The 10,387-nt window shown below is 69.4% G+C and carries 10 protein-coding genes and 1 riboswitch; of the genes, 3 read left to right on the forward strand and 7 right to left on the reverse strand.

What is annotated here, in order from left to right; all coding sequences use genetic code 11:
- Positions 1–13 precede the first annotated feature (13 nt).
- Positions 14–1,114 carry a calcium:cation antiporter gene (locus tag Ato02nite_RS47935; RefSeq protein ID WP_213013418.1) on the forward strand — a complete coding sequence of 367 codons (1,101 nt, stop codon included), beginning with the start codon at positions 14–16 and terminating at the stop codon, positions 1,112–1,114.
- 13 nt (positions 1,115–1,127) lie between these two features.
- On the opposite strand, the gene Ato02nite_RS47940 is transcribed toward Ato02nite_RS47935, so the two are convergent.
- Together Ato02nite_RS47940 and Ato02nite_RS47945 are read right to left on the reverse strand one after the other, a co-directional pair.
- The gene (locus Ato02nite_RS47940; RefSeq protein ID WP_307854314.1) at positions 1,128–2,192 is read right to left on the reverse strand and encodes a LacI family DNA-binding transcriptional regulator; all 1,065 of its coding nucleotides are present in this window, start codon (positions 2,190–2,192) and stop codon (positions 1,128–1,130) included.
- Between the two features lie 311 nt (positions 2,193–2,503).
- Positions 2,504–2,893, reverse strand: coding sequence for an HflX-like GTP-binding protein (locus tag Ato02nite_RS47945; RefSeq protein WP_213013420.1), 390 nt, complete (start codon positions 2,891–2,893; stop codon positions 2,504–2,506).
- Between the two features lie 171 nt (positions 2,894–3,064).
- Between Ato02nite_RS47945 and Ato02nite_RS47950 the strand changes: the two genes are divergently transcribed.
- A complete protein-coding gene (locus Ato02nite_RS47950) occupies positions 3,065–4,480 on the forward strand; it encodes a DUF1996 domain-containing protein (RefSeq protein ID WP_213013421.1) in 1,416 nt (471 codons plus the stop codon).
- Between the two features lie 51 nt (positions 4,481–4,531).
- Here the strand turns inward: Ato02nite_RS47950 and Ato02nite_RS47955 are convergent, their stop codons facing one another.
- A complete protein-coding gene (locus tag Ato02nite_RS47955) occupies positions 4,532–5,083 on the reverse strand; it encodes a DUF305 domain-containing protein (protein ID WP_246608193.1) in 552 nt (183 codons plus the stop codon).
- Between the two features lie 158 nt (positions 5,084–5,241).
- Positions 5,242–5,309: riboswitch (guanidine-III (ykkC-III) riboswitch) on the forward strand.
- 13 nt (positions 5,310–5,322) lie between these two features.
- On the opposite strand from Ato02nite_RS47955, the gene Ato02nite_RS47960 reads away from it, so the two are divergent.
- Positions 5,323–5,637 (forward strand): DMT family transporter, encoded by a 315-nt coding sequence (locus Ato02nite_RS47960; protein WP_213013423.1) that lies wholly within the window; start codon positions 5,323–5,325, stop codon positions 5,635–5,637.
- A gap of 38 nt (positions 5,638–5,675) precedes the next feature.
- On the opposite strand, the gene Ato02nite_RS47965 is transcribed toward Ato02nite_RS47960, so the two are convergent.
- From Ato02nite_RS47965 to Ato02nite_RS47980, 4 genes are all read right to left on the reverse strand, one after another.
- A complete protein-coding gene (locus tag Ato02nite_RS47965; protein WP_213013424.1) occupies positions 5,676–5,939 on the reverse strand; it encodes a hypothetical protein in 264 nt (87 codons plus the stop codon).
- A gap of 88 nt (positions 5,940–6,027) precedes the next feature.
- On the reverse strand, positions 6,028–6,807 hold the full coding sequence (locus tag Ato02nite_RS47970) for an endonuclease/exonuclease/phosphatase family protein (RefSeq protein WP_213013425.1): 780 nt from the start codon (positions 6,805–6,807) through the stop codon (positions 6,028–6,030).
- A 13-nt stretch (positions 6,808–6,820) separates the two neighbouring features.
- A complete protein-coding gene (locus Ato02nite_RS47975) occupies positions 6,821–7,195 on the reverse strand; it encodes a VOC family protein (protein WP_213013426.1) in 375 nt (124 codons plus the stop codon).
- Between the two features lie 55 nt (positions 7,196–7,250).
- On the reverse strand, positions 7,251–10,387 hold a 3,137-nt coding region (locus Ato02nite_RS47980; RefSeq protein ID WP_213013427.1), incomplete at its 5' end, for a discoidin domain-containing protein.

Here is a 10,387-nt window from a genome sequence, read left to right on the forward strand (position 1 = left end):
GCAGAGTTGTCGGATGGGAGCCAAGATCCGCGATTATCTCGCGCACTGGACCGTTGTCGTCCCGATCCTTGCCGTCGCGGCGCTGATCCTGACCTGGGGCCGCGACCTGCCACCGCCGGCGGTGGTGCTCGCCGCCCTGCTGCTCGGCGGGGCCGTGCTGGCCGCCGTGCACCACGCCGAGGTCGTCGCCCACCGGGTGGGGGAGCCGTTCGGTTCGCTGGTCCTCGCGGTGGCCGTCACCATCATCGAGGTGGCCCTGATCGTCACGCTGATGATCAGCGGCGGCGAGAAGGCGCAGTCGCTGGCCCGGGACACCGTCTTCGCCGCCGTCATGATCACCTGTAACGGCCTGCTCGGCCTGTCCCTGCTGGTCGGGGCCGCGCGCCGGCACGTGGCCGTCTTCAACTCGGAGGGCACCGGCGGCGCCTTCGCCACCGTCACGATGATCGCGACGCTGAGCCTGGTGCTGCCCAGCTTCACCACGAGCCGCCCCGGCCCGCAGTTCTCGCCGGCCCAGCTCGGCTTCGCTGCGGTCGCCTCGCTCGCCCTCTACGCGCTGTTCGTGACCGTGCAGACCCGCCGGCACCGTGACTACTTCCTGCCGATCACGACGTCCGGCAAGGTCATCGACACCGAGGAGCACCTCCACCCGCCGACCGGCAAATCCGCGCTGACCAGTCTGGGCCTGCTGCTGGTCGCGCTGGTCGGGGTGGTCGGCCTGGCCAAGGGCGTCTCCCCGTCGATCGAGTCGGCGGTCGACAACGCGGGCCTGCCGCAGGCCGTGGTGGGCGTGGTGATCGCTCTGCTGGTGCTGCTGCCCGAGACGATCGCGGCGGTCCGAGCCGCCGCCCGCGACCGCGTGCAGACCAGCCTCAACCTGGCGATCGGCTCGGCCATGGCGAGCATCGGCCTGACCATCCCGGCGATCGCGATCGCGATGATCTGGCTGCCCGACCCGCTGCTGCTGGGCCTGGGCGGCACCCAGATGGTCCTGCTGGCGCTGACCGTCGTGGTGGGCACCCTGACGATCGTCCCCGGCCGGGCCAACGTCCTGCAGGGCGGCGTCCACCTGGCCCTGCTGGCCGCGTTCCTCTTCCTGGCGGCCAGTCCGTAGGTCGGGCCTCGAATCAGGCCGACTTGCGCAGCACCAGCGTCGGTTCGTAGATCACCGACGAGGCCCGCATCTCCGGGTCCTCGATCCGGGCCAGCAGCAACCGCGCGGCCTCGGCCGCCATGTCCTCGAGGGGATGACGCACGGTGGTCAACGGAGGCGCCGCGGAGACGGCGGCGCTGCTGTCGTCGAAGCCCACGATCGCGACGTCCTCCGGCACCCGCCGGCCGGCGTCGCGCAGGGCGAGCAGCGCACCCACCGCCATCAGGTCGTTCGCCACGAAGACGCCGTCCAGATCGGGGCTCTCGGCCAGCAGCGAGCGCATCGCCGCCTCACCGCTCTCCTGGGTGAAGTTGCCGGCCACGATCGGCACCCAGCCGTGCCCGTGCTTGGCCGTCGACCGCCGGAACCCGGAGATCCGATCATGGCTGGCCGGCACGTCGGCCGGGCCGGAGATCATCCCGATCCGCCGGCAGCCGCGCCCCAGCAGATGCTCGGCGGCGATGGTGGCCCCGGTCTCATTGGCCAGATCGACGTAGTTGATCGGCACCGGCTCGGCCGGCCGCCCGATCATCACGGCCGGCACCCCACCCTCGGTGAGCATGCGCGGAAGGGCATCGACAGCCGGTAACGACAGCACGATCACACCATCGGCCTGCCCATTGCGCAGATCGCCGACCAGCCGCCGGCGCCCGTCGTCGCTGCCGACGATCTGCAGGGCCAGCTGCACGCCGGCTTGGCGCAGCACGCTCATCAGCCCGCCGACGACCCGCCCGAAGTAGGGATCGGCGAAGAACCGGCTCATGAACGGATCGTCATCATGCGACTCGGAGTCGGACACGACGAGTGCGACGGTGCCGGTGCGCCGGGTGACCAGCGACCGAGCCATCCGATTAGGCACGTAACCGGTGCGCCCCACCGCATCCCACACGACCTCGTGCAACTGCGGATCCACGTTACGAATCCCGTTGATCACCCGGGACACGGTCGCCCGTGAAACGCCGGCCACTCGCGCGACATCCTCGAGAGTCGGCAGTCGCTCTCCGACCGGTACCCGTTGCATAGAGACGTTATAGCACATTTGGAGAGCGCTCTCCGATCGATCAACCCCAAACCCTTCTCCAGTACGAGGCGACGGCTCCCCGCCGATTTAGGCAGTTCCCACCGCGCGAGCGCGGCCTGCCGCGGCGCAAGGCCGCAGCGCGACTCTCGCGTGAGGAGGTCGATCCCGCAGTGCGGGCAGCGGTGCCGCCCCGAGTGCGGGGCCGGGGTCGCGGGGCCGGGGTACGGGGCGCGGTGCCGCCCCGGATGTGGGGCCGGGGGTCGCGGGGACGGGCTGCGGGGCGCGATGCGGGGCCGGGGTGCGGGGCCGGGGTGCGGGGACGGGTGCGCTCAGCAGTCCGGGGCGGCGAGGTCCGCGCTGTCGATCACGAGGCATCCGAACAGATCGGTGAGGACGGTTCGCTGGTGCCGGGTCAGCGGGTTCACGAATATCGCGACGTCGACCTGCGTCTCCCGGCAGGCCTGCGCCACTTCGCGGGCCTTGCCGGGACTCAGCAGCCTGCGCCGGGAGAATGGAGCGGCCATCCGGGAAACACCGCCGCGCGAGACGCCCCGCCGCTGAACATGCCGCCCGACGACCCGGGCGCCGTGCGCCTCGGCCGACGCGGCGAGTCGATCGAGCGTGGCGGCCGGATTCCGGTCCTTGCCCGAGAACAGGCCGACGAGCGCCACCCTCGATCCGGCCCGCACCGTCATCGCCGGCCGCTCGTCCCGTCGCATGCGGTCCATGTTGCCACCCGGCCGGCCGAGGTTCCCCGGCCGGCCGAGGTTCCGGAACCGGATCGCATTGACGGGTGTGACATCTGGGCGTAACACTTCGGAAAGCGCTCTCCAAACGGCCACCCGGCGTTCCCCGCGTCGGGCGTACTCGTCTATCCCCTGGAGATCCGAATGAAGACTCCATCCGAACAACGCAACCGAGGGCTGCGGCGGCTGATCGCGCCGATCGCGGTCACCGTCCTGGCCGGCACTCTCACCATCGTGGGCATGAACTCGGCGCACGCCGCCGACACCCTGCTCTCGCAGGGGCGACCGGCCCTCGCCTCATCGACCGAGAACGGCGGGGCCCCGGCCGCCGCGGCCGTCGACGGCAACGCCACCACCCGCTGGGGCAGCGCCTGGAGCGATCCCCAATGGCTGCGCGTCGACCTCGGCGGCACGGCCACCATCAGTTCCGTACAACTGCAGTGGGAAGCCGCGTACGCGAAGGCGTACCAAATTCAGACCTCGACCGACGGCAATGCCTGGACCACCGTCTTCTCGAAGAGCAATGGCGCCGGAGGCGCCGAGACGCTCACCCTGAGTGGCTCCGGGCGCTACGTGCGGGTGTACGGAACGCAGCGCGGCACCGGCTACGGTTACTCGCTGTTCGAGTTCAAGGTCTACGGAACGCTGGCCAACCCGCCGGCCTCGGACGGTCCCGGTTACGTGATGGCCAACCCGCCGGTCACCGGTGTGGTCCCGTCGACGGCCACGCCGCCGGACACCAACCCGCCGACCACGCACCACGAGTTCCAGGCCAACTGCGCGGTGAGCCGCACCAACCTGAACGACGACCCGATCGTCTTCCCGAACATGCCGGGTGCCTCGCACTCGCACACGTTCATGGGCAACACCACCACCAACGCGGCCACCACCCTGGCCAGCCTCCAGTCGGGTGGCACGGCCTGCATCACGCCGGGTGACAAGACCGGTTACTGGATGCCGACGCTGCTCAACGGCACCACCGCGGTGCAGCCGGTCGGCCGCCAGGTCATCTACTACAAGAGCGGCGTCATCGACTACCGCAGCGTGCGGCCCTTCCCGGCCGGCCTGCGCTATGTCGTGGGCAGCCCGACGGCGACCATCGACGATTTCCGGAACAGCCCGGGCGCGGTCGAGGGATTCGAATGCGGCGACAGTTCCTTCAACTGGGACATTCCCGCTAACTGCCCGGCCGGCACCCAGCTGAACGCGCGCTATCAGGCCCCGAGTTGCTGGGACGGCCTGCACCTGGACACGCCGGATCACAAGAGCCACATGGCGTATCCGGTGCTCGGCGTCTGCCCCAACGACCACCCGGTCGCCGTTCCGATGATCGAATTCAAGATGGCGTGGCCGGTGAACGGCAACATGAGCAACGTCCATTTCTCCAGCGGACGCGGCTTCAGCTTCCACTACGACGTCTACAACGCCTGGGACGCGCCGACCCTGGCCGCCCTCACCAGCCACTGCATCAACGGTGGCCTGCAGTGCGACCCGCGCGGTTTCGACCTCTACAAGCCGGACCGCGGAGCCGCCCTGAACGAGAACTACGTACTTCCGTAACCGCGAGAAATGGGGCGCCGTCCGCGACGGCGCCCCATTTTCGGAATGAATTCAGGAAAGGCTCTTGGACGCCGCTTTCAGCGTGCTCATCGCCAAGGTCCGGGTGCGGATGATTTGCAGGGCGAGAGCGCGGGTCTGTGGTTCGACCCCCGATTTGTCCTCACTGCCGGCGAGGTCCTGACCCTGGTCCAGATGGGCCTCGATCGCCTCGACCACCAGGGTGTCGAAGGCCTTGCCGGTGAGCGCGGACGCCTCGGTGACCTGCTCGGGGGTGACCATGCCGGGCATCGGCATGCCCTCGTGCGGGTTCTCCGCCGGCAGGCCGGCCTGGGTGTGCAGCTCGCGCAGCGAGCTCAGCTCGGCGGTGGTGAAGGCCTGCACCTGCAGGGCCAGGGCCTGCACGTCAGCGCTGCCGCTGCGGGACGGGACCAGCTCGAGCAGCGGCAGCATTTCTTCGTCCATCGCGATGTTGATCTCGATCCAGGCGAGGTCGGTGCCACCGAACTGACTGGCCGTGGTCGCGGCCGGGGAGGTCGGCGCGTCGGCCGCCGAGTTGGCGCAGCCGGCCAGCAGGAGCGCACCGGCGAGCAGGACCCGGGCCATTGCTTTCACGACCGTGAGTCTGTCTTTTCGATCCACCTATGTCAACGATTCGATATTGATGGATGGCAACGCTCCCGTAACAACTGAACTGATTCGATGAAGCGCTCTCCGGATAACAGTTTTCGGAGGACTCGGCACGAGATTTGCTACCCTCGCGGAAGGCGCCGCGTGAGCGGCATCCCGGACGAGGGCGCGTCGTACCCGGCCATGACAAGACGACCGCTGAGGAGTGACTCGTCATGGCATGGGCGGTTCTTGTGGTTTCCGGCGTGTTGGAGACCGTCTGGGCGATCGCCCTCGACCGCAGCTCCGGTTTCAGCCGCCTCGCCCCGACCGCGGTCTTCGTGGTCGCGCTGGCGCTCAGCATGATCGGCCTCGGTTACGCGCTACGCACGATCCCGATCGGCACCGGCTACGCCGTGTGGGTCGGCATCGGTGCGGTCGGTACCGCGGTGGTGGGCATGGTCGCGCTCGGCGAGCCGGCCACCGTCGTACGCGTCGTCTGTCTCTTGATGATCGTGGCCGGGGTCGTCGGCCTGAAGGTCTTCCACTGAACCGGCGGGTGCGCCCCGCATCGCGGGGCGCACTCGGATCACACCGTGACGTCGAGCTTGCTCTGGAAACCCGTGGTGCTGGCGGTACGCGTCTTCTCCTGCTCGTGCTGCACGTCCAGCTGCGCCTTGGCCACCGCCGTGCGGTCCTGCGTGATGACCTGTTCGTGGTCCTGCGCCCGGCTCTGTTCGGCGGCCTTCATCGCGGCCTTGGCGGCCAGATCGGCGGCCAGCTTGTCCTGGTACTTCTTGAGCTCGGACTCGGCGCTGCTCGTGCTCGCGGAAGCGATCGCGCTGACCGTCATGTACTGCCCCTTTTGTGCCGGTGATCTGGTCGCCCGCTCACATCGTCAGCGTGATCCCCGTCTTGCGGACTTCTCACCTGTGAAGTGGCTACGGCTCCAGGTCGACGCCGACCGCGTAGTGGTCGGAGGGGTAGACGCCGCCGAACGGCCGGTCGCCGGCCAGGAACGCGCCGTGGACCGAGAGCATCAGGCCGGGCCGGCCGGGGCGGGCGAAGACGTGGTCGACGCGCCGGTCGATCTGTTTTGGCGCGTCCCGGGGAGCGCAGGGAAGTGCGGAGTCCAGCGTCACCGCCGCCGGGTCGGCGCCGGCCGCGGCCCAGGTGTCGACCATGGCGTCCAGCAGCGGCAGCAGCTCGGGCTGGTCCGGGCCGGCGTTCAGGTCGGCCAGCAGGAGTACCGGCAGGGAACCGTCGAGTTCGATGTCGGTGGCCAGGGCGGCGAGCGCGCGGCACTGGGCCAGGTGGTCCTCGGCGAACCGCTGCTCCCACTCGGTGCCGGCCACGATCACGTGCAGCGGGCCGCGCGGGTGGTCGAGCGTGGCCAGCAGCGCGGCCGGTGCGGGCCCACCGCGCTGCTCGTGCGGCAGTTCGCAGCGCCGAATGGTGAGGATCGGCCAGCGGCTCAGCAGCCCGAGTCCGAAGCCGATCCCTGCGTGGTCGGCCGGCGGCTCGGTGGCCGGCACCCACGCCGCGTGCAGGCCGGCCGGTGTGCCGAGCCGCTGGGCCTGATCGGTGCCGTCCCCCGACCAGGCCTCGACGAGACCCAGCACGTCCGGCCGGTATGCCTCGATCGTCGCGGCGATGCCGTCCTCGCGCCGCCGCCAATCGTCGCCGAAGCGCCACCAGACGTTCCAGATCATGACGTGCATCAATGCACCATACTCAGGCGCTCTGCCACAGCCCGATCAGATTTCCCTCGGTGTCGTGGAAGTAGGCGCTGAATCCGGCGCCACCGACCGGCTGCCGGCCGATCGCCACCTTGCCGCCCAGTTGCTCGACGCGGGCGAGCGCCTCGTCGAGGTCGGCCACCCCGATCGTGATGACCGGCGCGGTGATCGGCCCCTGGCGGTGCAGCATGCCGCCGTTGATGCCGCCGGGTTCGCTCGGCCGGCCCTGCCCGTCGGTCTCCGTCGTGGTGACCATCGTGTACCGGTATTGCGGCATCGAGTCGAGGTTCCACCCGAACGCCTCGCGATAGAACGTCGTGGCCCGTTCGCCGTCGTCGAACGGCACCTCAAAATGAACGACCTTGTCCATGCCGAAGACCCTATGGGGGCGCCCCGGGTTTTTCACCGGAGCGCCCCCGATTTCGTCAGGATCGGTAAATGCCGAACTCCCACAGCGAATAGCCGTAGGTGGTGGCCCGCCCGGTTCCGTTGACCCGGACGTAGCGGCCGGAACCGCTGATGTTCAGGTCGTCGAAGCCGCCGTCACCGCTGCTGGTGCTGTAGACGTTGGTCCAGTTCGACCCGTCCGCCGACGTCTGCACCTGATAGCCGGTCGCGTAGGCGGACTCCCAGGCGAGCTGCACGTGGTTGAACGACTGCACCGAACCGAGGTCGACCTGCAACCACGCGGTGTCCACCCATTCGCTGGCCCAGCGCGTCCCGTAGTCGCCGTCGGTCGCGTACGACGGCAGCTGCGGACCGTTCGTACCGGTCGGCTGGTACGTCGACGCGGTGGTGGTCCGGCCCTTCGACAGGTTCGTTCCGGGTACGGTCGGCGGCACCACCCGGATCGACTTCTGCTCGATGCCGACGTTGCCCTGGCCGTCGAACGCGTACACGTAGACCTTCCAGACGCCGAGTTTCTCCGGCGCCTTCGCGGTGAACGAGCCGTTGCCGTTGTCGGTGAAGGTGACGTTCGTCAGCCCGGTCCCGCCGCTGATGTGCTTGTCCGAGTACATCAGGTTGTAGCGGATCAGATCGCCCTGCGGATCACTCGCCGCCACGTTCACGGTGAACGTGCCGCCGGCCGGAACCGCGGTCTGGTTCGACACCGACATCGACGAGATGACCGGTGGCGTGTTCGCCGCCGTCTGCCCCGAGTAGGCGGCGGCGAGCGCGTAGTAGCCGAGCCGCCGCCACCCGCCGGTGAAGGTGTTCAGCCACACTCCGCCGAAGTCGTTCTCGAGGCCGTAGTGGAACTCGGTGACCCCGAGCGCCACCCCCGGATGCGCGTTGATGGTGTTGACGCTGTTGGTGTAACCGTCCCGCTTCTGCACGTCGGTCGGCTCGGTCGGCACGCCGTTGACGTCGTTCGGGACCTCCCACTCACCGGCCGGTCCGCCCTCGGTGACGATGTACGGCTTGGTGTAACCGCCGGCCACCCAGTCGTTGTAGACGTTCCCGATCGCGCCGTACGAGTTGACCGCGAGCAGGTCCAGGTCGGGCGCGTACTGCTTGTAGTACGGCCACGCGCCGGTGTACGCGTCGGTCGAGGTGACCGGGTGGTTCGGGTCGGCCGCGTGGATCGCCTGCGCCAGCTGGTTCACGAACTTCGCGTAACCCACCCGCCGCGCCTCCACCTCGGCGGCCGACAGCCCGTGGTCCTGCATGGTGAGGATGACCTCGTTGCCGACGTCCCACATCAGCACGCCCGGGTTGTTCTTCAGGGCGTTGACCCGGTTGACCACCTCGGTCTTCACCGAGTTCAGGTAGGCGGTGTCGTTCACGTAGTCGGCGCCCTGGTTGAGCCAGTGCCCGACGACCACCTTGATGCCCTGCTGGGCAGCCCGATTCAAAAGGCCGGGAGTGTACGTGTCGTCCACGCCCCAGATCCGGATCGTGTTGACGCCCATGTTCTTCAGGTCACGCATGTACCCGTCGGCGGCGGCCTGCGGCGGACCGTAGGTGATGCCCTTGAGCCGGTAACCGGCGCCGTTGACCTGAAGCTGCCAGTTGCCCTGCGTACCGGTCACCTTCACCACGCTGGGGCCGCCCGGCGTGGCCGGATCGGTCATCGCCGGCGCGGTCGTGCCGGCGGCCCGGGACACGGTGACCGAGTCGACGCTGAGCACGCCACCCGAGGTGGTGTCCGCGGTCGGCGTGGTGCGCCCGGCGATCGCGTTCGGCAGCGAGCCGCCGATGGCCAGGTCGAAGCGGAGGAAGAAGCCGTGGTGCACGGCCGCGTTCCAGGCGGTCACGCCCACCTGCGACTCGCGGACCACCCAGGTCTGCCGCCCGTCCAGGTAGAACCGGATCTCCTCATCCGTCTTGGTCCGGTCGATGACCTGCGCGTACTCGTGGTATCCGGTCTGGCAGCCGGTGCAACTGGCCAGTCCCGAGGCCCGCCCGTTGTACTCCGCGCACGGCCCGTCCGGCGCGGTGCCGCAGTGCAGCGTCTGCGACAGCTGACTGCGACCGTTGACGTCGGTCATGATGTCGGTCTCGCCGACCCCCGGCCAGTTGTTGTAGTTGCCGCGGTAGGCCGCGCCGGTGGCCCGGAACCCCGGCCAGTAACCGAGCGCGTTGGCCACGTCGGGCTGCTTGAGCACCGCGCTGAACTTCGTCTGGGTGCCGGCGAGCGGCTCGAAATCGGTGCGCTGGGTCTCGATCCGGCCCGAGGTCCAGTTGCCGGCCCCGTCCCGGATCGCCTTGATCGCCAGCTTGCCGCCTCCGTCCAGGGACACGTTGGCCGTGCTCGCGGACGCGGTCTCGACCTCACCGGTGCCCCAGTTGGCCGCCCCGCCCGGGTAGGCGGTGCCGGTGCGCAGCAGCCAGTTGGCCGCGGCCGGGGAGGTGCCGGCCGCACCGTCGAAGGTGTCCGTCCAGACGGTCGTGAAGTTGCCCGCCGGCGTCGTCGGGGTCGTCGTCGGGGTGGTCACCGGCCCGTTGACGAACACCTTGAATTCGTACAGCGAGTAGCCGTAGCCGCCGGACCGCGCGGTGCCGTAGAGGCGGACGTAGCGCCCGGAGCCGCTGACGGTGAGCGTCTCGGTGCCGCCGGCTCCGGTGGTGGTGGAGTAGATGCTGGTCCAGGTGTTGCCGTCGGGCGAGGTCTGGATCTGGTACGCCTTGCCGTAGGCGCTCTCCCACTGCAGCACGACCTGGCAGATCGCCCGCGACTCGCCGAGGTCGACCTGCAGCCACTGCGGGTCGGTGAACACGCTGGACCACCGGGAACCGGCGTCACCGTCGACGGCTTTGCCGGCCGCGACGTCCGCACCCTCCTGGGAGGAGGCGGTGGCCGGCCGGCCGAGCGCGGCGTTGGTCGAGCCGCAGGCGGTGGTGGCGCCGGTCGAGCCGTAGACCTTGAACTCGAACAGCGAGTAGCCGTAGCCGGTGGCGCGCTGCGTTCCGTACACGCGCACGTAGCGCCCGGAGCCGCTCACGGTCAGTGTCTCGGTGCCGCCGGCTCCGGTGGTGGTGGAGTAGATGCTGGTCCAGGTGTTGCCGTCGGGCGAGGTCTGGATCTGGTACGCCTTGCCGTAGGCGCTCTCCCACTGCA

This window comes from Paractinoplanes toevensis (genome assembly GCF_018332695.1).
GTDB classification, from domain to species: Bacteria; Actinomycetota; Actinomycetes; order Mycobacteriales; family Micromonosporaceae; genus Actinoplanes; species Actinoplanes toevensis.